Here is a 24,654-nt window from a genome sequence, read left to right as displayed (position 1 = left end):
AATTTGTCACATCCCGTGGAGATCGATCCGATTTTACTGAGCAAAGTCAGCAAGCCGGCCCGCTACGTCGGCGGAGAATGGAACAGCGTCGTCAAGGATCACGACGCCGTCAAGCTGACCGTTGCCTATTGTTTCCCTGACGTCTATGAAGTCGCCATGAGCCATCTGGGCCTGCGCATCCTCTATGCCCTGCTCAATGAACGGCCTGACGTCGCAGCCGAACGGGTCTACGCACCCTGGCCGGATATGGAAGACATCATGCGCAGTCAAGGCTATCCGCTCTTTTCCCTGGAAACGAAGACGCCTGTCCGCGATTTCGATATGGTCGGCTTTACCCTCCAGTATGAGATGAGCTTTACGAACATCCTCAACATGCTCGACCTGGCTGGCATCCCGCTCTTTGCCAAAGACCGCGGCGATGACATGCCTCTGGTGGCAGCTGGCGGGCCCTGTGCCTACAACGCCGAACCGCTGGCCGATTACATCGACGTCTTTTTCCTCGGTGAATCGGAAGAATCGACGCAGGTCCTGGCCGATACGATCATCGCCTGGAAAGAGCAGGGGAAACCGGGCGGCAAGAAGGGTCTCTTAAAACAGCTCTCGCAGCAGCCTGGCAACTACGTGCCGTCCTTCTATGAAGCCCAGTACGATGAAAAAGGCGATTTCCAGGGCCTGATGGCTATTGAACCGGGAGCTCCGGCAGAAATCGAGAAATGCGTCGTTTCCGATGTGGAACATGTCTTTTTCCCGACGAAACCTATCGTGCCCAATATCGACATCGTCCACAACCGGGCCGTCCTGGAACTCTTCCGTGGCTGCAGCCGCGGCTGTCGTTTCTGTCAGGCCGGTATGCTCTATCGCCCGGTCCGGGAAAAGTCGCCGGAACATTTGGCAGACCTGGCCAAACAGATCATCGCCAATTCCGGCTACAATGAGATTTCCCTCATGAGCCTGAGCTCGGCCGACTACTCTTGTCTGCCCGAACTGGTTGACCGGCTCCTGGACGAATTCAAGGGCCAGAAAGTCAGTGTCAGCCTACCGTCGCTTCGGGTCGACAGCTTTTCCGTCGATATCGCCAAGAAGGTCCAGCAGGTCCGCAAGAGCGGCCTGACCTTTGCGCCTGAAGCCGGGACCCAGCGCCTGCGCGACGTCATCAATAAGGGCGTCACCGAAGAAGACTTGCTGGCAGCCTGTGAAAATGCCTTTGAAAACGGCTGGTCTACGGTCAAGCTCTACTTCATGATGGGCTTGCCGACGGAAACGGACGAAGACCTGGCCGGCATCGCCGACCTGGCCTATAAGGTCCTCAACCTTTACCGCAAAGTGACCCACAAGAATAACGGCAAGGTCACGGTCTCCGTATCGAGCTTCGTGCCCAAGTCGCATACGGCCTTTCAGTGGTTCGGCCAGCTGCCTATCGAAGAAATCGAACGGAAGCAGCAGTACATCAAAGGGCTCATCAACGACAAGCACATTTCCTACCATTACCACGACGCCAAGACGGGCCGCCTGGAAGCGACCTTCGCCCGCGGCGACCGCCGCATGGGCAAAGTCCTTTATGAAGCCTGGAAACTGGGCTGTAAGTTCGACGGCTGGACGGAAATGTTCGACTACGATATGTGGATGAAGGCCTTTGACCTGGCCGGCATCGACCCGGATTACTATGCCGCCCGGACGCGCAGCCTCGACGAAGCCCTGCCCTGGGACCATCTCAGCAACGGCGCTGCCAAGGCCTATTTGAAACGGGAATGGCAGAAAGCGACGAAGGCTGAACTGACCCACGACTGCCGCCGCCTGCCCTGCACGGGCTGCGGGGTCTGCCCGCACCTGGGCGTATCCATCATCGACAGAAAGGAAGGGGACGACCATGGAAAGACTACGTTTAGCTGTTAAGAAAGACGGGGCCCTGCAATTCCTGTCGCACCTCGATTTCGCCCGGGCCGTGCGCTACGTCATCATCCGGGCCCAGCTGCCTATCTGTTATTCCGAAGGTTTCAACCCGCACATGAAACTGAGCTTCGCTTCGGCCCTGGGGGTCGGGGTATCGGCCGATGTGGAATACCTGGACATGGAACTGGCCGAAAAGCTGCCCGTTGCCGACGTCATGGCGCGCATGAACGCCATGTCTCCTGATGGCTTTGCCGTCCTCGACGGCAAGTACGTCGATGCCAAGGCGCCGAAGCTGATGGCCATTGCCAACTACGCCGTCTACACCCTGCGCGGCCCGCTGACGGAAGATCTCAGCCAGGACGGGCTCAACCAGATTTTGGCGAAATTCAATGAAGCGCCGCAGGTCCTTTATGAAAAAGTGTCCCATAAGGGCAAGCACCGCGTGCGCACCATCGACGTCAAGCAGCACGTCGTCGAAGAGATCCACGGCCATGTGAAAGACGGCAATGTCTATCTGACTGTCGGCATCTATCAGACTGGCGAAGGGGCTATCAAGCCGTCCCAGGTCTGGGAAATCCTGGGTAAGGAATTCGGCCTGCCTATCCATACGGACATGATGCTGGCCCGGCGGACGGGCCTTTTCGTCCGCAAGGAAGATGGCAAAAAATATTCATTATTTGAGGGATGATCATGAATGGTACACTCTATTGCGTCGGCGTCGGCCCGGGCGATCCGGAACTGCTGACCCTGAAGGCGCTGAAAATCATCAGGCATTGTCCCGTCCTGGCCGTGCCCCAGAGCCGGACCGGTGTCGTCACGGCTCAGGGAATCCTTATGAAGGCCCTGGACGGCTGCGGCATTTCCGTAGAAGATAAAACCGTCGTCGCCATGGATTTTCCCATGACCCGCGACGACCAGGTCCTCCAGGGAGCCCATGAGAAGGCAGCGCGGCGGCTCATGACTGAACTCGACCAGGGGCGCGATGTCTGCCTTATCACCTTAGGCTGCCCGACGGTCTACGCGACCAGCATCTATGTCCACCGCCTCATCCATCAGGCCGGCTACGACACGGAAATCGTGCCCGGCGTGCCCAGCTTCTGCGCCGTCGCCGCCAAGCTCCAGCAGCCGCTGTGCGAAAAGGATGAAGCCCTCATCGTCATCCCCGGTAACAACCGGCAGCGCAAAGAATTGCTGGCTCTGGAAGGCAGCAAAGTCATCATGAAGCCTTCGGGCCGGCTGGCCCCGATCCAAGAGGAACTGCGAGACCTGCAGCTCCTCGATAAGGCGTCGATGATTGAGCGCTGCGGCCTGCCGGGGGAACGGATCTATGAAAAGGCAGCCGACGCCAAAGAAACGGGCTATTTTGCCGTTTTACTGGTAAAATAGTCTTAGGATTTACGAAATGGCCCGCACAGGAGGAATGAGAAGATGAAAATAATCGTAGGCAATGTCATGCCAGAAGAAACGCGCATGGCTATCCTGGAGGATGGTCGTCTTCGTGATTTCGCTGTCGAACGCAATGACGACATGCACATAGTCAACCATATCTATAAAGGGACGATTCAGAACATCCTGCCGTCCCTGCAGGCTGCCTTCGTCAATATCGGCCGCCGCAGGAACGCCTTCATCTATATGGGCGACATGTTCCCGCGGGCGGCATCGAAGGAAGAAATCCAGCAGATGCACCTCTCTGTGGGCCAGTCCGTCCTGGTCCAGGTCATCAAGGACGAACAGGGCATGAAGGGACCGAAAGTCACGGCCAATATCAGCCTGGCCGGCCGCTATGCCGTCCTCATGCCGACCGTCGATTATATCGGCGTGTCCAAGAAAATCCGCGATGAAGAAGAACGCAACCGCCTGCGCCGCATCGTATCGGAAATCAAGCCCGATGGTATGGGACTCATCATCCGGACGGTCGCCAAGGGCATTTCCCGGGAAGAACTCCTGAAGGATCTGCAGTATCTCCTGGGGACGTGGGACAGTATCCTCCAGCGGTATAAGCTGGCCCGCAAGCCGACCCTCTTATACCGCGAAGCCGATCTGGTCATGCGCATGATCCGCGACCATTTCACAGCCGACGTCAAACAAGTCGTCGTCGACAGCCGCGAAGCCTATGAACGCATCTGCCAGGTCTTTCCCGACCCGTCCTGGCGCAGCCGCGTCCGCCTCTACGAAGGGACTGTGCCTATCTTTGAACAGTACGCCATCGAAGAGAGCCTGACGCACCTCATGTCGCGCATCGTGCCCCTGCCGTCGGGCGGCAACCTGGTCATCGATCACACGGAAGCCCTGACGGTCATCGACGTCAACAGCAGCAAGTATACCGGCAACGGATCGACCCTGCAGGACACGATTTTCCATGTCAATAAGGAAGCGGCCGTGGAAATCGCCCGCCAGCTGCGCCTGCGCGACATCGGCGGCATCATCATCATCGATTTTATCGACATGGCTCAGCCGACGAAACGCGATGAAATCCTCCAGATCCTGACCCGCGAGACGGCTCAGGACTGCACGAAGACCCGCGTCCTGGGCATGACGGCCTTGAACCTGGTGGAAATCACCCGCAAGAAAGCCCGCCAGAGCTTGTACCAGGTCCAGTTCAGTCCCTGCGACGTCTGCGGCGGCTCGGGGTATCTCTATTCGCCGGAAACCGTAGCCATCCAGATTATCCGCCGCCTGCGCCACATGGTCCAGGTCCGCCACATCAAAGGCGACATCCTCATCGAAGCCCATCCCGACGTCCTGGCCCTGCTCCAGGACAAGAAGCGCAAAGCCGAATGGGAACGGGAGCTGAAACGGACCCTGTATTTTGAAGAATCACACCATCCGAACCGGGAAGTCTTTTCCATTTTGTCCTACGAACCCTGACCGGAGTCAGTCAGCGCTTGTGCTCCTGTCGTGCTTGTACTATAATAACATTAAATACATGCAGAAATATAAATATAGCATAGAAGGAATAGCAATCTATTCATATATTGTTATGACAGGAGACGGACGTATGGAATATCGAATGAATGGGGAGGAGCGGGCTGCCTTGACGGCCTGCATCCCGCAGAGCCTGGCCGGGGGCATCTTTGTTTATAAAGCCGATGAAAAGGAAACACTGCTTTATGCCAGTGACTATGTCATCGGCTTTTTTGGCTGTTCTTCTTATGACCAATTGGCCAGCCTTGTCCATCACAGTTTCCGCGGCATGGTCGACCCGCGGGACCGCGAGCTGGTAGAACGGGATATCCGCTATCAGACGGCGAGCGACGTCTGCCAGAGCGGTTATGTCCGCTACCGCATCATCACCTGCGATGGTACCGTGCGCTATGCGGAACACTTCAGCCGCAAAGTCACCCTGTCCGGCATAGGTGACGTCTATTACGTCTTCCTCATCGATTACGATCGCAAATACCTGACCAGCGACATCGACAACATGACCGGCCTGCCAGGGAACCGACGCTTCCTCCAGTATGTCCGGGACTTCATGGCATCGGGCCAGTCCCTGCATGGATACTGTCTGGTCTATTTCAATATCATCAACTTCAAGCTCGTCAATATCCGTTATGGCGTCGCCGCCGGCAATGACTGCCTGAAAGGCCTGGCGGCCATCATCCAAGAAGCCTTTCCCAAAGGATTCTTGTCGCGCCGCCGCAACGACCATTTCCTGCTGCTCACGGCTGAAAGGCCGGTGAAGGAAAAGCTGGAAGCTCTCCATGAATCGATTTGTCAGGCGTACCATGAATATCATCTGGAAATCAAGGCCGGCGTCTATCATTTCCCTGAAAATCAGGTCGTCGACCCGGCGCTGGCCGTGGACTATGCCAAGATTGCCTGTCAGCATATCCGCGATGAAGTGGGCGTCTCCGTCCTGGAATATACCCAGGACCTGCAGCAGCTGATTACGATCAATGACTACATTGCCGGACACTGCGATGAGGCTATCGAGCACGGCTGGATCCAGGTCTATTATCAGCCTGTCATCCGCACCCTGACCGGTGCCGTCTGCGGCATGGAAGCCCTGGCCCGCTGGGATGACCCCGTCGTCGGATTCCTGTCGCCAGGACGCTTCATTCCCGTCCTGGAAAAGAATCATGATATCTATAAACTCGACTGCTACATCCTGCGACAGACCTGTCAGGCCCTGCGCCGCCGCCTGGACCGGCAGCTTCCCGTCGTCCCGGTGTCCTTCAACTTGTCGCGCCTGGACTTTTTCCTCTGCGACATCTTCCAGGTCGTCGAAGATACCGTCCGGGAATACGGCCTGCCGCGGGACCTCATCCATCTGGAAATCACGGAGACCATGCTGGTCCATGACAAGGACGTCATCCAAGCGGCGCTGGCACGCTTCCGCCAGGCCGGTTACCAGATCCTCATGGACGATTTCGGCAGCGGCTATTCGTCCCTCAACGTCCTCAAGGATTACGACTTCGATATCATCAAACTAGATACGCGTTTCCTCTCGTCGTCGACGGACAAGGCCCGTTCCATCATCGGCACGACCGTCGATATGGTCAAGGGAATCGGCAGCCAAAGCCTGGCCGAAGGGGTAGAGACACAGGAACACGTCGATTTCTTGGCCTCTGTAGGTTGTGAGAAACTCCAGGGCTATTTCTTTAGCAAGCCCATGCCCTGGGATGATTTATTTGCCTATCTGGAAGGCCAGTACCGGCCGCTGGAAAGCCGGGACAGCCAGGCTTATTATGATAAAGCCAGCGCGGCTATCTGCCGGACGGACCAGCCCCTGGCCCTGGTCGAGTACGACGGCCAGGAATTCCATCACGTCTACCTCAATCAGGCCTACCGGACACAGCTGGTCAGTTTCGGCCGCATTACAGCCCTCAGTGCAGAACTGCGCATCAACCGGCCGGGATCGCATCTCTATGCCCATTTCCGGGACCTCATGGAAGGCCTCAAGCAGAGCGGTCACTTGGAAACGCTCTTCCAGTCGGAAAAAGGCTATTACGTCCAGCTTACGGCCGATTTGGCAGCCTCTCTGCCGTCGCGCTGGATGATGACCGTATCCCTGCACAACCTGACTCTGGACGAACACATCCAGGAACAGGAGGCCCTCAATGTCCACATCCATGAGCTCTACCGCTTGTACGACGTCATCTACCTCATCGACTTGGACAAATCAGCAGGGATTCCTTTGTTCTCACACCATGCCATAGCGGGGGAACTTCGAGAGAAATGCCTGTCTATGCGCTCGTTCCTGCAGAACTATGCCCAGCACTATATCCATCCTGATGACTGCCAGCGATTCCTGGATTTCACGGATTATACGGCGCTCAAGGTGAAATTGTCCGAAGGGGACCAGTCGGACTGTTTCCGCTTCCGCCAGCAAGGGGAGGACGCAAGCTATACGTGGAAAGAAGTCACGTATATCGCCGTTTCCAAGAGCCACCGGGCATTGGCCCTGGCCTGTGTGCGGCCAGCTCTCTGCTGCCCGGCCTGCCAGCAGCATAAAGGGGGAAATCTTTCATGATGCAAACCATACGGTCCCGCTTTTTGACCATCATCTGCGGCGTCTCCCTGACGCTGACCCTGGTCTTTGGCGGTCTCTGTGTCTTCCTCGTCGACCGCGACGAAACGAAAATCGCCGCCAAGACCCTCAACGGCCGGGCTATCCATGCTAGTACGACACTGAACCCGATTTTTATGCAGTCTGAAGACATTGTCCATTACATCGGCCATACCATTGAACACGAAGTCAAGGACCCGCAGGATTTGCGTGACGAGGCGAACCGCGACCGGCTGGAAGCTTTGATCCGTCGGTCTTTTTATAATGCCGCGTCTGGCATCGACGGCGTCCAGGGCTATTATCTCCATTATAATGAATACCTGGCCGGCGGCCCGGACGGTTTCTGGTATGCCCGCCGCGATGCACGCCATGACTTCACGCCCCAGCCCATTACGCCTGTCACCTATTATGGCGACGCTGACAGAAATCGGACAAACTGGTATTACCAGCCCTTGTATGAGAAAAAAGCCTTGTGGACGGCGCCTTACGTCAATGGCAATAATGGCATGCGCATGATTAGCTACGTCATGCCTATCTTCGTCCAAGGCCAGTTCGTCGCTGTCGTCGGCGTCGATATCGACTTCAACATGCTCTGTGATATCGTCGGCAATATGAAGGTCTATGACAGCGGCTACGGCTTCCTCTTCAAGGACTGGCAGACCTTCTATTTCCATCCCGACGGGAAGAATGCCGTCTATGATTTCAAGCCACGCTTCGACATCGTCCGCTATGGGGACCTGCTGACACAGTCGGCGACGGATGTCCGCCTGATCCATTACTATTATCAGGGGATTCCCATGGCCCTGGGCTTTACGACTTTGAAAAATGGCATGAAACTAGCCGTGACGGCACCGGAACGGGAAATCTACGCCGGCCGCCAGTTCCTGGTTTTCCTGGTTTTAGCCGTGACTGTTGTCGTCGGCCTGTTGTCGACGCTCCTGGCCATCCGGGCGGCAGACCGCATCGTCCGGCCCCTGCAGGATATCGGGGAAGCGGCCCGGCGCCTGGGCCGCGGCGAATATGACCAGCCTCTGGACAGTACAGCTCAAGACGAAATCGGGAAGCTCGCCGGCCATATGAACGATACGATGGAACGGATGCGCAAATACGTCGGCGCCATGCAGAAACAGGCCTATCAGGATGAACTGACGGCTGTCAAGAACGTCGCTGCCTACGACAAGAAAGTATATGATCTCAACCAGAAAATCGCTGCCGGCCAGGCGGCCTTTGCCGTGGTCATGGTCGATTTGAACCAGCTCAAAGACGTCAACGACCGCTTCGGCCACGAAAAGGGGAACATCGCCCTGCAGTGCCTGTGCCAGGCCGTCTGCCACATCTACAAGCACAGTCCCGTCTACCGCATCGGCGGCGACGAATTCGTCGTCATCCTCGAAGGCGAAGACTATGAACGTCGGGATGCCTTGTTCCAGCAGGTCCGTGCCTTTGAACGCATCCGCGACCTAAATGCCGCCCAGCCGTGGACGCAGCTCGCCGCCTCTGTAGGCATGGCCGTCTACGATAAGACACGGGATGCCACGTACCAGGCCGTCTTCAACCGGGCCGACACGAAGATGTACGAACAGAAACAGCACCTGGCGCCGCGGACGTGATTTGGCAAAACAGTAGTATTGGCTGTCAGAACTATGCTATAATAGAATACAATAATCATGGCAAAGGGGAGAGGATTGTGGATGATACAGATGTAGCGGCTGTGCGCCGGTTCTTACAGGATTATCCGAAAAAGACGGTAGACCTCGATATCCTGCAGGCCGCTTTTGCCTCTTGGGATTATGACCGCTTCCGCCAGGCTGTAGCCGCTCTGTTGGAAGACGGCAGCTTGATGGCTGTCCGTGCTGGCGGCGTCGATTTCAGCGGCCTGCCGCGGCGGCTCAAGCGAGTGCTATCCAGGCTCTTTGCCTCGGTATCAGTGATCCAGGCCGAAGCTATCCGCCTGGCCTTGTCGGAAAAGCTCGATTTTTCTTTCTACTACGAACAGCCTTTGAAAGTTTGGCAGGCCGATTTGCCGTATATCGAAAAGCTGAGTGCCTGGCTGGCTCAGGGCATAGGGGAAATGACATCGCTCCAGCAGCGTTCGTGGGATATTTTTGCCGATGAGAAATATCTCCTCGGACCGGGAGCGGCTTTGTTGAAACGAGTGGGCTTGACGGCGGCTGACTTAGGCATCTGTGACCAGCCGGATCCTCTTATGATGGCTGTCCATCCCGGCCATTTACAGCAGCCCGTCTGCCACCATCTGGTCGTCGAGAATAAGGCCCCTTATGGCCGTCTCTTGCCGCATCTGGCAGAGAGCCGGCTGACGTCGCTTATCTTTGGCGGTGGCTGGAAGATTGCTGCCAATCTGGACCTGCTCCCCCAGCAGTGCGGCTGTCCCAATGCCCATCACGTTGTCTGGTATTTCGGTGATTTCGACTGGGAAGGACTGCGTATCTGGCAGGCTGCAGCCAGCTCGAAGACGGTGGAAGTCCGCCTGGCCGTCCCTTTTTATGAAGCCTTCCTGGCTTATGAGTCCCCGCAGGGGAAAGAAAATCAGCAGCGCGAAGAATCGGTGTGGCCGCCCTTTGCCGCGGCCGTCGGCGAAAGCCAGGCCCGTATATTCCGGGACATCTTGGACAGGGGCTGTTATTATCCCCAGGAAGCCCTGACCGAAAGCGACCTCATCAGGGCATTAAAGGAGACATTACATGGAATTAGAACATTTTTCTGAACGAATGCAGCGCATCTTGCTCATGGCCCCTTTGTACCGCCTGGGCCGGCGTCGTTTCAAGGACGCCCAGGGCCAGGAACGGTCGGGCATGGAACTGGGCCTGATGACGCTGCTTTTTTTCTTTGAACAGATGCTCGATGGTAAGAAAGATGCGGGCATCCGCAATCTGTCGGCTTTCCTGGCCGACCAGACGAAGGGCCTCCTCTTTGACGATGCCAAGGGCTATGAACAGCTGGCCCGGGACATCGTTGCCGTCTTCCGGCCGCCGACGGGCAAGCGCAACGAAGAAGTCTTTTTCGACTGGGACCAGGGAAAGGAAGTGCGGGCCCGCTATTCGTATCTGAAAGCCGACCGGGCCGACATCCACTCGAACGAGCAGTATTACGTCCTCGATGAACAGGGGCTGGAGCTCATTTTTGCGACGAAAGAATATTTCAACGAATATCAGTTGTCCATCAATCAGCTCATCCTGCGCAAACAGCTGGAAAAAGGCCAGTTCGTCCTGGCACTGCGGCAGATCGAGGAAATGCGCCTGGACGTCGAGACCCTGCGCAGCCGTATGGCCCGTATCCGTCAGGAAATCCATCGCAACATCGTTTCTGAAGAGACGCTGGCGCGGTACCGGAAAATCGTCGATGACCTCAACCAGCGCCTGAAAAGCGAAGAAGACGCATTCAAAGAGCTGAAGGCCTTCGTCATCGAGACGCGGGACCGGATACGCAACAATGCCGACAAGGACCCGGAACGGCGGGCTTATGACAATATCCTGGAAGTCGAACGGCGCCTGGAATACGTCCACAGTCTGCACCGCAGCCTGCTCAAGGCCGGCATCGACCTGGGGACATCGGCCCTGGAAGCTGCCGAAGAGTCCTTGTATTTTACCGGCATCGACAGTTTCAATTACGAACAGGAAATCACGAGCCGCCTCTTTTCGTCGCCCTTGCCGGTGACGGCGGCCCGGCGCCTGGTCGAGCCCTTCCTGGAACTGCAGCAGTGCCGCGTCTGGTCGCTCCTGGACGTCTTCATGCCCCAGCGGCTGGAACGGCTGGAACGGGAGAGCCGGCAGGAAGATTTCCCCGACGTCGACGATACGGAAGTGAGCGGCGAGAAGCTGGTCAACATCCAGAGCCATTATGCCGCCATCGTCCAGGCCCTGCTGGCCTTCCTCGGCGGCCGGACGGCGACGACCCTGGAGGCATTCTGCCAGTACCTGGAAGACGAAGCCCCTGAGTTATGCCGGAAAAAGCAGTTCTATATCTTCTGGATGCTCATCCACCGCCGCCAGGTCCTCCATGTGAGCGCTGACCTGGCCGGTACGGAATCGGTCTATGCCGCCATTCCCGAAAAGTGTCCGCAGCTGGAAAGCCTGCAGGCCGTCGAAATAGACGGGACCGTGGATATCCTGGATTATACGATCAGTAATATGGAAATAGAGGTGACAGTCCATGCTGGATAACAAGAAAATGATGGCCGCCTTCGATATTTATGCCCGCCTGGCCGCGAACGGTGAAGTCCATAAACTCGATGTGCCCTTGTATTGGGAAGACGAAGACATTGCCGGCCAGGTAGAAATCTATGCCCGCCACGTCAAATGCGTCCTCGTGACCGATGCCGATACGCTGTATCTCCTGCCGGCGGCTGTCGATTCGCCCTTCCACATCAGCAACGATCAGTTCAAGAAGAAATATATGACCGCCAAGTCGGTCAATATGGATATTTATCTTATGTATATGGCCATCATCGTTCTTTTCGGCTGTTTCTACGACAGCTATCAGTCCGATGAGCCCAACGATTTCGTCACCATGCCGCTCTGGCTGGAAGCCATGGACAGCCGCATCGAATCCCTGCGCCACCACGACGAAGCGGTCCTGCGCGAAGCCGAGGGAGACTGCAATTTCAACTGGCTGGCCCTGATGCAGAAGTGGAGCGACATGGACAGCCTCAAGGAGACGGCGAAGAAACAGGATGCCCGGACGAACAGCCGCCTGAGTTTCCTCAACATGACCAAGGCCTTCCTCGTCCATCAGCACCTGGTCCGGGAAATCGGCGAAGGTGAAATGGAACTGACCACCAAGGCCCGGGCCATTTTTGCCCATTATTTCATGGAATCGGCCTATAATCACGGTATCCTCGATTTCATGTATGACTTAGAACAGCGGAAAGGAGATAATCCCCATGCCCTCCATCAGTAGAATCCGTTTCACCAATGTCGTCTATGACAACGGCCACAAACGCTATATCGACACGACCTTCCGCTTCGACGGCTATAATGGCATCTTGCTCCTGGAAAATGGCGCCGGCAAGACGGTCTTCGTCCAGACCCTGATCCAGGCTGTCCTGCCGCGCAAGACTGTGGCCCAGCGCAAAATCCAGGAAACGCTGCAGCTGAACAATGCCATCGCCCACATTGCCGTCGAATGGATCCTCGAAGACCAGCCGCGGCGCTATGCCCTGACGGCCGTATCCCTTTTCATAAACAGCAAGGAACAGCTGGCCAGTCAGGAGTTCGCCCTGGAATATACGCCGTCATCCCAGGTCCGCCTGGATACGCTGCCCTTTGTGCGCCGCGAGAAGGGCAAGGCCCGGCCGGCGACGAAAGAAGAAATGGCGTCGTATTTCCGCGGCGTCGCCGAACACACCATGGCAGCCCGTTTCTTTTCTGAGAACGATACGCTTACGGCTTATGGCCAGTACCTGGAAGAGCACTTCAAGATTATCCCATCGGAATGGAACAAGATTGCCGCCATCAATGAAACGGAAGGCGGCGTCGAAGGCTATTTTGAGAATTGCCGCACGACGAGCGAACTCGTAGACCGGCTGCTCATCCCGACGGTCGAAGAAGGCTGCCTGGCCGCTTCCGGCTCCCAGACGGGCAATGGCTTCGCCGAACTCTTTGAAAGCCAGCGGGACCATGTGAAGCAGCAGCTGCGCCTGGAAAAGCGCATTGATGAAATGCAGGGTGTCCTGAAACAGCTCGAAGCCTATACGGCTGTACAGAAGACCTGTTTCGATGCCGAAGAAGGCCTGCGCGCGCTGAACAGCCGCTTGCGGACCTATTATGGCCGCGTCTGCCGGGACGAAACGGCGCGGCACGATGAAGAAGGGGCCTTGAAGGAAGAACAGGCCGCCCTGGCCGCCCGCCAGGCCGAAACAGAACGCCTCCTGGCCGCCTGTGATGTCGTCGAAGCCAAGGAAAACTGTGATGCAGCCCGCACAGCCAGCGACAGTGCCGAACAGCACTTCCAGCAGGCCGAGACGGAACGCCTGGCCAATATCCGGGAAGGGCAGAATCTGACCTTGAGCCGTTATAAGCGGGACCAGGCTAAGAATGAGGCCCTCCTGGCCGACCGGCAGCAGGCCCTGGCCAGTCTGGAAGCCGATGCGGCTACGCAGCAGCTGCTGGCTGACCTGAAACAGAACAGTGCCGCCCTTCACGGCTGGTTCTGCCAGGCCGAAGCGAAGGAGCAGGAAAACCTGAAGCAGACGGCCGAAGCCATGGAACACGTGCGCCAGCAGCAAGACAGTGTCAAGGCGGAACAGGAAAAGCAGGAAGAAGCTTACCACCGTATCCTCAGTGACGTCAAAAGCGGCGAAGGCCAGATTCGGGAACTCCTGCGGCAGCAAGAAAAAATGGAAAAGGAACTCTTTGCCGATTCGGTCCATCAAGAAGCAGCCGACGTCCAGCGGCGCTGGCAGCGGGACCTGGCCCAGGTCCGCCAGGAAGCGGCGGGCTACGAAAAGAACCAGGCCTTTTATGAAGAAGAAGGTCGTAAGGCCGCCGCTTTCATCGCACCGGCCGAAAAGGAAGAGGCGGCACGACAGCAGGAATTGTGGCAGCTGGGCCTGGCCTTGAGCCAGACCGACACGCTGGCCAGGAATCTCCTGGACCGGCTGCAGCAGTGGCCGCACTGTGCCAATATCGCCGACGATACGGCCAGCCTCTACCGCCGCTCCGATGCCCTTTGCCAGCAGGCCGGTGATGATTTGGTCACGCTGGAAGCGCGGCGCCGTGACTTGGACCTGGCCCGCCGCCGGGCGCACCGCTGGCTCGATATTTATGGCAGTCAGGACCAGTTCCTGGCCGACCCGGTCCTGGCCGATAAAATCGATGCCTGGAGCGGTGATTTCCTCTATCTCAAGAGCGGTGCCGAACTGTTCCGCACGTACAGCGAAACGGCAGAAGGCGGCGCCGAAGGCCTGTACAGCCGGTATCCCTTCTGGGCGGCGTCCGTCGTGACGACGACCGATGAACTGCCGCAGCTTTTGAGCCGATTGGAAAAAGCAGGACGTGACTTTTTCCAGCCCGTCTTCGTCCTGACGGAAGTCGAAGTGCGCCGTCTCGTCGCTGGCCAGAGCCAGCCCTTGCCGACGCGCCAGGTCGTGCCGGCGTATTGGCAGAATATACTGCCTGAAGCCTTCGCGTCGTGGTTGGAAGCCCTGCGGGCCGGTGCCAGTCATGCCGATGCCGCTATGGCCGACAACGACCGGGACTTGACGGCCTTGCGGCCGCTCCTCAGCGATTTGCAGGCCTTTTATGAAAACCAGCCTTTCAGCCAGTACCGCGACCGCCTGGGAAGACAGGGCCAGCTCCAGGAAGACAGTGAGCGCTGCCAGCGGCGCCTGGATGAAGCCCGCCAGACTGTGGAACAATGCCGCCAGAGCGTCGAACTCTACCGCAGCCGCCTGGCTGCGGCCCGCCAGCAGGAAGCTAAGCTTGACACTGCTCTCCGGCGGTTGGGCGATTATTTAGAATTACAGCAGCAGCATCGGGCCATATTGGAAAAGAACGGCCAGCTCATGAAAGAGGCCGACGAACGGCAGCATACGCTCGGCGGGCTGGCCCAGGAAGCCGACCGCCTGCAGGCCCAGTATGAAGAAAGACTGCGCCAGTACAGCCGCATCGAAACGCGTTGCAGCCAGCTGAAACAGCGGTTATATTGGGCGGAAGTCCAAGATGCCGAACCGGTTCCGGATGGACGGGACTATGATGTCCTGGCCGAAGAACGGCGCCGCCTCAAGAGCCGCCTCGACGGAGCCAATGAGAACCGGGGCCGCCTGGAAGCCCAAATCGAAGGGGCCCGCCAGGCAGCGGCCAAGCTGGCAGCCGATATGGAACGATTGCGCCAGTCGGCGGAGCTGCCTTTGGATGAGCACTTCGTTTATCCCGATGATGGCGATGAGCGGGAAGCCGTCCTCCTGCGGGAACGGCCGGGCCTGGTCCAGGCTTGCCGGCTGGCCGATAAAGCCTGGCGGGCGGCCCGCTCGCAGTACGACCAGGCCGCAGGCCGTCTGAAGACGGAAGAAAACCGTTACCAGTCCCGCTATGAAGCCATGCCGGCCCTGGATGCCCCTGTCGCTATTGTCCGGGCCCAGGCCCGGGACCTGGCGAAGTCCCTGAAAGAAGCCATGGCCGCTGCCGTCCGGAAACAGCAGGCGGCCCAGGCTGAAGCCAAAAAATTAGCGGCCCTGCACCAGCAGCTGGCGGTGAAGAACGAACGCCTCCTCTTTGCCGCCGATGACGTGCCCGAAGGGCTCGTCGAAGGGTTGGAAGCCCTGCATACGGTCAAAGAACTGACTCAAGCCGTCATGCCTGTCCTGGAACAGGCCGAAGGCCTCCGCCAGGAAGTGGACGAACGGCGGAGCGCCTGCGACAAACAGCGGGAAACATTCCGGTCGTATTGTGAAACGGCCGTCGCCGATGTCAAGCTGCGCAGCAGTATCGTCGACGGTATCCGCTACAAGCGCGAATATGCGGCATACCTGGAATGGCAGGACAAGAGCCGGGCCCGCCTGGAACGGGTCATTTCCGTTTCCGAAGAAGAAAGGAAGGGGCATTTTGCTCATTTGGAACACATGATCAACCACATGATCCTGCACTTGCAGGACGTCTGCAACGGCCTGGGTGAACTGGCAGCCAAGACGCGCATCAAAATCGGCGAGACGACGAAGGATATTTTCCAGATTCAGGTACCGCCCTGGCAGGAGGCGGCGGCCCGCACGTCGATCCGCACGTATCTCAACGATTTGACGGCCGAGCTCGACCAGGCTGACGACGAAGAAGAAGGGCAGGAAACGAAAGTCCGGGCCCTCTTGGAAAAGAAACTGCGGACCCAGCAGGTACTGCGCTGCATTTTCGGCCATCAGGCCATCAAAGTCCGCTGCCGCAAGGCGACGAGCGGCAATACCTTCTCGGAACGGCCTTTTTCCTGGGAAGAATCGAATAAGTGGTCCGGCGGTGAAATGTGGAGCAAGAACATGGCCCTCTTCCTGGGCTGTCTCAATTATTTGTCAGAAAAGCGCTGCCATCTGCGCCGGGCCAAGTATAATACGCGCGTCGTCATCGCCGACAATCCCTTTGGCAAGGCGTCGAGCGACCACGTCCTCAGTCCGGTCTTCTTTATCGCCAAGCAGCTGGGCTTCCAGATCATCGCCTTGACGGCCCACCAGGAAGGCAGTTTCATCCGCAAGTATTTCCCCGTCGTCTACAGCTGCCGCTTCGCCGATATGGCCAATAAGAAGGGGAAAGTCCTGGTGCCGGACAAAGAAATCAAGACGGCCTTCTTTGAAGAACATCATCCCGAAAGCCTGGCCCGCCTCGACGAATACGAACAACTGGGACTTTTCTAAAGTCTGGCAGCGAAAAGGGAAGATGTACAAAAACGACAAAATGTGATACTATTTGTAGGGCTTGTCACATGAAGGTTTCAGCCGTTATGTGCGGCCTGGTTATTTCAAAAGTTTTTCGTTCGTCGTTCGTTGTTCGTCGTAATGGCTCGTTATTTTTTAGTCTTTGCGACCTACGATGAACGATCTGCGATGAACGTAAAAAGCTCACGAGGAGGTCTTTCCTTTGCGTATCGTTGTCGTAGGCGCCGGCAAGCTGGGGTACAGTATTGCCGAGCTGTTATCGAATGAACAATTCGACGTCGTCGTCGTCGATCATAATGAAGAACGGCTGGAAGTCGTCAAGAATAATCTCGATGTATTGACGGTCCTGGCCAACGGGGCCAGCCCGATTACCATGAACGATCCCGATATCCGCGGTGCCGACATCCTCGTCGCCTGTACGGCTGTCGATGAAGTCAATATGGTCGCCTGTATCATGGCCAAGAAACACGGCATCAAATACACGGCGGCCCGCATCCGGGACATGCAGTTCCTGTCGGAAGCCAAGGATTATCTGAAGCAGAATTTCGACATCGACCTCATGCTCAATCCGGAAATGATTACGGCCCGTGAAATCAACCGCATCCTCATGACGCCGGCAGCGCTCAACGTCGAAGATTTCGCCAATGGCAAGGTCCGGCTCTTTGAAACGAAGGTCCGCCGCCATTCGCCGCTCATCAACATTCCTTTCAAGGATATGAACATGCCGCCGTCCATCCTGGCCGGCATGATTTTCCGCGATCACCGCATGATCATCCCTCATGGCGATGACTGCCTGTTCCCGCACGACAATGCTTATTTCATCGGCGACCCCAAGGCCATCGAGAAATTCAGCGAGAACTTCGTCCCCAGCGACACTAAGATGGTCGAACGGGTCATCATCATCGGCGCCGGCCGGTCCGGCCGCTTTTTGGCTCCCATGCTCGACAAGGAAGGCATCAAGGTCAAGATTTTCGATAAAGACCGCGAACGCTGCCGCCAGGTGGCAGAACTCCTGGACAATGGCCTGGCTATCTACGGCGACGGCACGGATATCGACCTCCTGGAACAGGAAGGCATTGCCGATGCCGACGTCGTCATCTGCCTGACCGATGACGACCGCCTGAACCTCATGCTGGCCCTCATCGCCAAGCACCTGGGCGCCAAGAAGACCATCGTCCGCGTGTCGCGCATCGAATACGGCGACCTCATGGAAAAAGTCGGCGTCGACATCGTCTTGTCGACGCGCCTCTTGTCGGCCAGCGAAGTCCTGGCCTTTGCCCGCCGCGGCGGCGTCGTCTCAGTCTCCCTCCTGGAAGGGGCCAAGGCCGAAGCCGTGGAAGTCATCGTCCAGGACGGCGCTCCCGTAGCCGGCAAGCGCCTCATGGATGTCCGCCTGCCCAAGGAATGTCTGGTCTGCGCCTATGTCCGCGACGGCGAAGCCTATATCCCGAACGGCCAGTCGGTCCTCATGGCCGGCGACCGGATCATCCTCTTCATCCAGACGGAATATTCCAAGAAGGTCATGAAGTACTTCAAAGGCAGGGAATAGATCATGAACCGCAGTATCGTTTTTTATCTCGTCAGCCGTCTGGCCCTGATCAACGGCCTGGTCTTGATCATTCCGCTGCTGACTGCCTTGTGGTGGGGCGAAGAGGGCTTCGTCTATTTTGCGCCGCCTCTGGCAGCCGCCCTGCTTACGGCGGCATTTTGCCGTTACCGCGGCCGCCATCACAAGCGCCATCTGGGACCGGGCGAAGGGGCGTGGTATATGGTATCGGCCTGGTTCCTCCTGGGCCTCCTGGGCATGATCCCCTACGTCATGGCCGGTACCTTCGCATCGCCTGTCGATGCCTTTTTTGAAAGCGTCTCGGCGTTTACGACGACCGGGACGTCGTGCCTAGCTGACGGCGGGGCCGCCCTGCCGCAGTCGCTCTTGTTGTGGCACAGCCTCATGGAATGGCTCGGCGGCCTCAATTTCATCCTTCTCCTGGTATCGGTCATGCCTCAGGTCAGCGGCTGTTTCGGCCTGACCTTGTCCGTCCATCAGAGTGTATCCTTCAGCCCCATGGTGGCCCGCATGCAGGAAGCGGCCCGTCAGGCCGGCCTCATCTACCTGGCCATTACGGTCTTTTCCATGGTCCTCTATGTCCTGGCCGGTCTGCCTTTGGGCATGGCCGTCAATCAGGGCCTCATGACCATGTCCACCAGCGGCGGCGATTCGCTCTTCGATTTTTCCCGCTATGACAGTCTGGCCCTGGAAGCGGCCGGTGCCGTATCCATGCTCCTGGCCAGCGGCAATTTCCTCCTCTATTGGAAGAGCTGGGAACGGCGCGACTTCCAGAGCCTTTTCCGCGATGCCGAATGGCGGACCTTTTTGACCGTCGTCGTCGTTGCGGGCTGCCTCGTATCCTTCCATTTGTGGCGCTTCGGCGTCTACGACGGCTGGGATAACCTGCGCTACGGCTTTTTCCAGGTCCTGTCCTTCATCAGCACCAGCGGTTTTTCATCGGCTGCCTACAGCACCTGGCCGGAATTCGACAAGTACGTCCTCTTTGCCCTGGCCTTCGTCGGCGGCTGTATCGGCTCGGCTACGGGCGGCCTCAAGGTCATGCGCTTCATGGTCCTCTTCAAGATGGCTGCCCAGGAAATGCGCCGGACTTTGCATCCGCACATGGTCATTTCCCTGAAAATCGACGACGTCCCTGTCGACATGAAGATCATCAGCCGTGTCCTCAGTTATTTCTTCCTCTTCATGGCGACGTTCTTCGTCTCCATGCTGATCATTTCCTTGTCCGGCGTCACGCCCATGCAGGCTATGGGCATGGCCGTCGGCTGCCTGTCCAGTGTCGGGTCGACGATGGACCTCTTCGGCGTAGCCGATGTCTCCGTTCTGCCGGCATGGACTAAGCTGTATTGCAGTTTCCTCATGATTTTAGGACGCGTCGAAATCTTTTCCTTCCTCGTCGTCATCCAGACCGCATTCGGGTATCTGCGGCGGCGCTGGTAGGAGGTGCTTTATGAGTATACGAATCGTTTTATTCGTCTTGGGTAAATTGGCTCAGGCTTGCGGGCTGGCCTTGATGATTCCCTTTGGCGTCGCCCTTTTCTATGGGGAAAGCAGCATCGTCCCTTTCCTGGCAGCCATCGTCGTCAGCCTCCTCGCAGGACGCCTGCTCCTGTGGCAGGGCCATCGGCCGACGGACAGCCTGACCGTCCGCGAAGGCGTGGCCATTACGGCCCTGGGATGGATCATGGTCACCCTGCTGGGCATGATTCCCTATGCCGCCGGCGGCTATTTGTCCGTCCTGGACGGCATTTTTGAATGTGTTTCCGGTCTGTCCGGCACGGGGGCGACGGTCATCGACGATATCGAAGCCATGCCGGCCAGCCTGGTCCTCTGGCGGGCCCTGACTCACTGGTTCGGCGGCTTGGGCATCATCGTCATTTTTATCGCCGTCTTTCCCCAGTTCGGCAAGGGTATCGTCCACATGTTCAATGCCGAAAGCACTGGGCCCCGGTCGGACCGTGCCCTGCCGCGCATTAAAGAGATGGCCAAGGCCCTGTTCACGGTGTACGTCGTCTTTACGGTCGCCTCGACGGTCGTCTTCATGCTCTGCGGCATGTCCTTCCTCATCGCGGCCGACCACGCCTTTGCCACTATCGCCACGGGCGGATTCTCGCCGTACAATAACAGCGTGGCCCATTTCGACAGCCCTGTCGTCGAATGCTGCCTGTCCTTTTTCATGCTCATCAGCAGTGCCAACTTCGGTATGTACGTCGCGGCCTGGAAGAAGGGGGTCAAAGTCATCTTCGGCGACACGGAGTTCCGCGTCTATTTGTCCATCGTCGCCATCTCGACGGCGGCTATGGCCCTCAACCTGGTCCTGGCCCAGCAGTGGAACGGCGTCGAAGCCCTGCGCCAGGCCTTTTTCCAGTCTGTATCCATTTCGTCGTCGACGGGTTTCGTTTCCAACGATTTTGAACAATGGCCGGTCTTTTCTAAATTCATTCTCCTGGTCCTGATGTTCATCGGCGGCTGTGCCGGTTCGACGACAGGCGGCCTGAAAGTCACGCGTGTCATGCTGCTGGTCAAGACCATTGCCGCCATTATCCGCCGGAAGATACACCCCAATATGGTCCTGCACATCCGCTCCAATGGCGAAGATTTCTCGATGGACCTCATTTACGGCGTGGCCAAATTCTTCTTCATCTACACCATGCTCGGCGTCCTCTGGACGTTCATCCTGGTCTTTGACGGCGTGGCCATTTTCGATGCCATCGGCCTCAGCGTCTCGACCATGGGCAGCTGCGGGCCGGGCTTTGGCCAGTTCGGTGCGACCGCTACTTGTTCGGCCCTGCCTCCGCTCAGTAAGGCCGCCCTCTGCCTGTCCATGCTCATGGGGCGCCTGGAAGCCCTGCCGGTCCTGGCCATCCTCATGCCGTCCTTCTGGCGCCACCGCAACAGCTGGTAGCTGGGAAAAATACCTTGCATGAAGCTATCCCTTTGCCGTATAATAAAGACAATCTTAACGTTACTCTATCTTTTATCAAAGGGGGATTACCTATGAGTTTTTGGGAACAAATGGCTAAGACCATCGACGCAAGCGAAGAAAAACAGAAAAAGGAAGATCTCTACCAGAAGACCTTCCACGAATTAGCTGAAAAATTGAGCGAGATCCGCAATAAAGAAACGGTGGACAAGACGGAAGATTAAAGGATTCTTAAGTTTTTTTCAATTTCCTGATTTTTCATTAAAAGACAATTAAATTTTGTCAGGACATCTCCTTTCCATGCTATGCTAGCTATGGAAAGGAGATTTTTTTTATGGACGTAACCCAATTACTGCAAGAGGCGCTGGCTGCCGGGGCCAGCGACATCCACATCGAACCCCTGGACGACGCCGTCCGCATCCGCTGGCGCCGGGACGGGGTCCTCTGTCAGGCCGGGAGGCTCCACAAAGGCGGCCTGGAGAAACTGGTGAGCCGCATCAAGGTCCTGGCTGGCCTGGACATCGCCAACCGCCGCCTGCCCCAGGACGGGCGCATCGTCTGGAAGGAAGGGGAGCGCCGCCTGGACCTGCGGGTCAGCACGCTGCCGACGGTGCGCGGTGAAAAAGTCGTCATCCGCATCCTCGACGGCCAGCGCATCCCCCTGGAACTCTCGGCCCTGGGCATGGATGACCAGGCCTTGCGCTGTCTGGAAAAGCTTATCCGCTGCCGCCAGGGGCTCATCCTCATCTGCGGACCGACGGGCAGCGGCAAGACGACGACGCTCTATGCGGCAATCCACGAGATCCAGGATGATTCGGTCAGCATTGCGACCCTGGAAGACCCGGTGGAAATCCTCATGGAGGGCATTTCCCAGAGCCAGGTCCAGGCCAAAGGGGGCATGATGTTCCAGGACGGCCTGCGGGCCCTGCTGCGCCAGGACCCGGATATCCTCGTCGTCGGCGAGATCCGAGATGGCGAAACGGCGCGCATCGCCGTGCGGGCCGCCCTGACGGGGCACGTCATCTTCAGTACCCTCCATGCGCCGAGTGCCGTCGAAGCCGTGATCCGTCTGACCGATATGGGTGTCGCCCCTTATCTGGCAGCTGATGCCCTGGCCGGCGTCGTATCGCAACGCCTGGTCCGCTGCCGCAGGAGCGACGGGACGTATCGGGGCCGCTTCTGTCTTTGTGAAGTCGTGCCGGCTGGCCGCCATCTCCGCGATGCCATCCGCCGCTGCGCCGGCGTCCGGGAGCTGACGGACGCGGCCCGGTCCGACGGCGCCGTCCTCCTGCCCGACGTCATCGCCCGGACCCTGGCGGCTGGCCGGACCGATGAAAGGGAGATACGCCGCGTCTGTGAAGGGGGAGACTCATGGTGAAGGTAAGGGAACTGATGGAAGCTGCCATCGGTCAGCAGGCGGCAGACCTTCATCTGCAGACGGGCCGGCCGCCCATGCTGCGCCTGGCCCAGGGCCTCTCTGAGTTTCCCGGGCCGTCCTTGACGGAAGCAGACCTGCGCCAGGTCCTGCAGGCCGTCGGCTGGCGCGGCGGGAATCAGGGCGACGGGGCTTTTTCCTGGCACGATGCCCTGCGCTGCCGCCTCCACGTCTGTCAGGAGTACGCCGGCCTCCATGTGACCATCCGTTTCCTCTATCCGCTGGCGTCGCTGCCGCCGGACGGAGACGGGCCGCTGCTGCAGCGCCTCAGCCGGCTGACTAGCGGCCTGGTCCTGGTCTGCGGGCCGACGGGCAGCGGCAAGACGACGGCTTTATGGCGCATCCTCCAGGCCATCAATGAACGGCGGCCCTGTCATATCGTCACCCTGGAAGACCCGATTGAATACGTCGAGACAGGGAAGGCCGCTTTGATTACGCAGCGCGAACTGGGGACGCATTTTGCGACCTTTGCCGAAGGCATCCGCCAGGCCCTGCGCCAGGATCCGGACGTCATCCTCATCGGTGAGATGCGCGACCGGGCGGCCATGGATGCGGCTTTGACGGCGGCGGAGACAGGCCACTTCGTCTTGTCGACGCTGCATACGCCGTCGGCGGCGCAGGCCGTGAGCCGCCTGGCCGGTGCCTATAGCGGCAAGGCCCAGCAGGAAGTCCGCTGCCGCCTGGCCATGGTACTGCAGGCTATCCTGGCCCAGCGCCGCCTGGAACGGCAGGGGCGGATCGACATTGTCCGGGAAGTCCTCGTCCGCACGCCGGCCGTGGTCCAGCTCATCCGCAGCGGCAAGGAATACCAGCTGCCGACGATCATGCAGACCGGAGCGGCCCTGGGGATGCGGACCATGGAACAGGCCCTGCGCCGCTGCGGCCAGGGAGGAAAACCGTGATCCGCCGGCCGCATCGGCTGTCGGCAGCCAGGCTGGCCTTTTTCTTCCGCCAGCTCGCCGTCCTCATCGGCAGCGGTATCCCCCTGGTCCAGGCCTGGAGGCTGCTCATGACAGATATGCCCGGACGCTGCCGCCAGCCCCTGCACCTGGCGGCTCTGCAGATGGAGCAGGGCGTCTGCCCGTCCCAGGCCATGTGGCAGAGCCGGGCTTTCCCCGATTTGGCCTGCCGCATCATCCGGGCCGGCGAACAGACAGGGAACCTCGAAGGGCTCTGCCAGGTCCTGGCCGATTTTTATGAAGCAAAGGGGAAGGAACGGCGCCTATTGGTCCAGGCCGTGGCTTATCCGGCCTTTCTCCTGGTCTGCCTGATGGCCCTGACAGCCGGTACGTGCCTCTTCATCATTCCCGTCTTTACCGATATGATGGCCCAGATGGCCGTGCCCCTGCCGGCGGGGACGCAGTACGTGCTGACCCTTTTCGACGGCCTGCGGCAGTACGGACTCTATGGTTTGGCCGGACTGTGTTGCGCCCTGGCTGCCCTGCGCTGGGCCTGGCAGCGGGAGACATGGCGGATTAGGCTGGAACGGCAGGCTTTCCGCCTTCCCGGGATAACGTCGTGGCTACTCATCTGGGCCTGGCAGCGTTTCAGCCAGATCCTGGCCGTCCAGCTGGCCGGCGGCATCCCCTTGCTGGACAGCCTGCCCGAAGCGGCCGCTGTCGTGCCGTCGCGCCTCTTCCGGCAGTATGTATGGCAGGCCCGGCTGCTGCTGGAACGGGGCTGTACCTTCAGCCAAGCCGTCCATGCCGGCCGCTTCGGGACGCCCTATGTCGAGACCATGCTGGCCGTCGGGGAAATGACCGGGACCTACGACGAGGCCCTGGCGGCGGTTGCCGCCTATTATGGCAGCCGTCTCCAGCAGCTGGCCGGCCGGATACAGCGCTGGCTGGGACCGGTCGTCCTCTTATTGACCGGCGCCTTGATGGGCGTCTTGATCCTTTGTTTCCTCTTACCGTTACTGGACATGGCATCCCGTATCGTGACTTGATGAAAGGAG

17 protein-coding genes are annotated in these 24,654 nt (G+C 58.5%); all 17 read left to right on the top strand.

What is annotated here, in order from left to right; translation table 11 throughout:
- Window positions 1-15 precede the first annotated feature (15 nt).
- The 17 genes from ACE418_RS03640 to ACE418_RS03560 all read left to right on the top strand — a co-directional run bounded on the left by ACE418_RS03640 (window position 16) and on the right by ACE418_RS03560 (window position 24,645).
- Window positions 16-1,893 (top strand): TIGR03960 family B12-binding radical SAM protein, encoded by a 1,878-nt coding sequence (locus tag ACE418_RS03640; protein ID WP_416449367.1) that lies wholly within the window; start codon window positions 16-18, stop codon window positions 1,891-1,893.
- A complete protein-coding gene (locus ACE418_RS03635) occupies window positions 1,868-2,578 on the top strand; it encodes a TIGR03936 family radical SAM-associated protein (RefSeq protein WP_416449366.1) in 711 nt (236 codons plus the stop codon). Before ACE418_RS03640 ends, ACE418_RS03635 begins: the two co-directional genes overlap by 26 nt.
- Window positions 2,579-2,580: 2 nt before the next feature.
- Window positions 2,581-3,276, top strand: coding sequence for a precorrin-2 C(20)-methyltransferase (cobI, locus tag ACE418_RS03630; RefSeq protein WP_416449365.1), 696 nt, complete (start codon window positions 2,581-2,583; stop codon window positions 3,274-3,276).
- A 42-nt stretch (window positions 3,277-3,318) separates the two neighbouring features.
- Window positions 3,319-4,758 (top strand): Rne/Rng family ribonuclease, encoded by a 1,440-nt coding sequence (locus ACE418_RS03625; RefSeq protein WP_416449364.1) that lies wholly within the window; start codon window positions 3,319-3,321, stop codon window positions 4,756-4,758.
- Window positions 4,759-4,888: 130 nt separating this feature from the next.
- Entirely contained in the window at window positions 4,889-7,363 is a 2,475-nt protein-coding gene (locus ACE418_RS03620) for an EAL domain-containing protein (RefSeq protein WP_416449363.1), read from the top strand.
- Entirely contained in the window at window positions 7,360-9,009 is a 1,650-nt protein-coding gene (locus ACE418_RS03615) for a sensor domain-containing diguanylate cyclase (RefSeq protein ID WP_416449362.1), read from the top strand. Before ACE418_RS03620 ends, ACE418_RS03615 begins: the two co-directional genes overlap by 4 nt.
- A gap of 77 nt (window positions 9,010-9,086) precedes the next feature.
- Window positions 9,087-10,124: a DUF2399 domain-containing protein gene (locus ACE418_RS03610; RefSeq protein WP_416449361.1), complete on the top strand. Its 1,038-nt coding sequence runs from the start codon at window positions 9,087-9,089 to the stop codon at window positions 10,122-10,124.
- A complete protein-coding gene (locus ACE418_RS03605) occupies window positions 10,102-11,580 on the top strand; it encodes a hypothetical protein (RefSeq protein ID WP_416449360.1) in 1,479 nt (492 codons plus the stop codon). The genes ACE418_RS03610 and ACE418_RS03605 overlap by 23 nt, the downstream gene beginning before the upstream one ends.
- On the top strand, window positions 11,570-12,316 hold the full coding sequence (locus ACE418_RS03600; RefSeq protein WP_298590905.1) for a DUF6063 family protein: 747 nt from the start codon (window positions 11,570-11,572) through the stop codon (window positions 12,314-12,316). Before ACE418_RS03605 ends, ACE418_RS03600 begins: the two co-directional genes overlap by 11 nt.
- Complete coding sequence (locus ACE418_RS03595; RefSeq protein WP_416449359.1) at window positions 12,300-16,751, top strand: hypothetical protein; 4,452 nt, start codon at window positions 12,300-12,302, stop codon at window positions 16,749-16,751. Before ACE418_RS03600 ends, ACE418_RS03595 begins: the two co-directional genes overlap by 17 nt.
- A 223-nt stretch (window positions 16,752-16,974) precedes the next feature.
- Window positions 16,975-18,321 (top strand): Trk system potassium transporter TrkA, encoded by a 1,347-nt coding sequence (trkA, locus tag ACE418_RS03590; RefSeq protein ID WP_298590901.1) that lies wholly within the window; start codon window positions 16,975-16,977, stop codon window positions 18,319-18,321.
- Between the two features lie 3 nt (window positions 18,322-18,324).
- On the top strand, window positions 18,325-19,779 hold the full coding sequence (locus tag ACE418_RS03585) for a TrkH family potassium uptake protein (protein WP_416449358.1): 1,455 nt from the start codon (window positions 18,325-18,327) through the stop codon (window positions 19,777-19,779).
- A 10-nt stretch (window positions 19,780-19,789) separates the two neighbouring features.
- Window positions 19,790-21,244, top strand: coding sequence for a TrkH family potassium uptake protein (locus ACE418_RS03580; RefSeq protein ID WP_416449357.1), 1,455 nt, complete (start codon window positions 19,790-19,792; stop codon window positions 21,242-21,244).
- 92 nt (window positions 21,245-21,336) lie between these two features.
- A complete protein-coding gene (locus ACE418_RS03575; RefSeq protein WP_298590894.1) occupies window positions 21,337-21,486 on the top strand; it encodes a hypothetical protein in 150 nt (49 codons plus the stop codon).
- Window positions 21,487-21,596: 110 nt separating this feature from the next.
- Complete coding sequence (locus tag ACE418_RS03570; RefSeq protein WP_416449356.1) at window positions 21,597-22,640, top strand: GspE/PulE family protein; 1,044 nt, start codon at window positions 21,597-21,599, stop codon at window positions 22,638-22,640.
- Entirely contained in the window at window positions 22,634-23,599 is a 966-nt protein-coding gene (locus tag ACE418_RS03565; protein ID WP_416449355.1) for a type IV pilus twitching motility protein PilT, read from the top strand. Before ACE418_RS03570 ends, ACE418_RS03565 begins: the two co-directional genes overlap by 7 nt.
- Complete coding sequence (locus ACE418_RS03560) at window positions 23,596-24,645, top strand: type II secretion system F family protein (protein ID WP_416449354.1); 1,050 nt, start codon at window positions 23,596-23,598, stop codon at window positions 24,643-24,645. The genes ACE418_RS03565 and ACE418_RS03560 overlap by 4 nt, the downstream gene beginning before the upstream one ends.
- Window positions 24,646-24,654: the final 9 nt, after the last annotated feature.

Source organism: Megasphaera jansseni, assembly GCF_047974155.1.
In the GTDB taxonomy this organism is placed as follows: Bacteria; Bacillota; Negativicutes; order Veillonellales; family Megasphaeraceae; genus Megasphaera.
The sequence above is the reverse complement of the archived record's forward strand: the minus strand, read 5'-3'. Positions and strand labels throughout refer to the sequence as shown.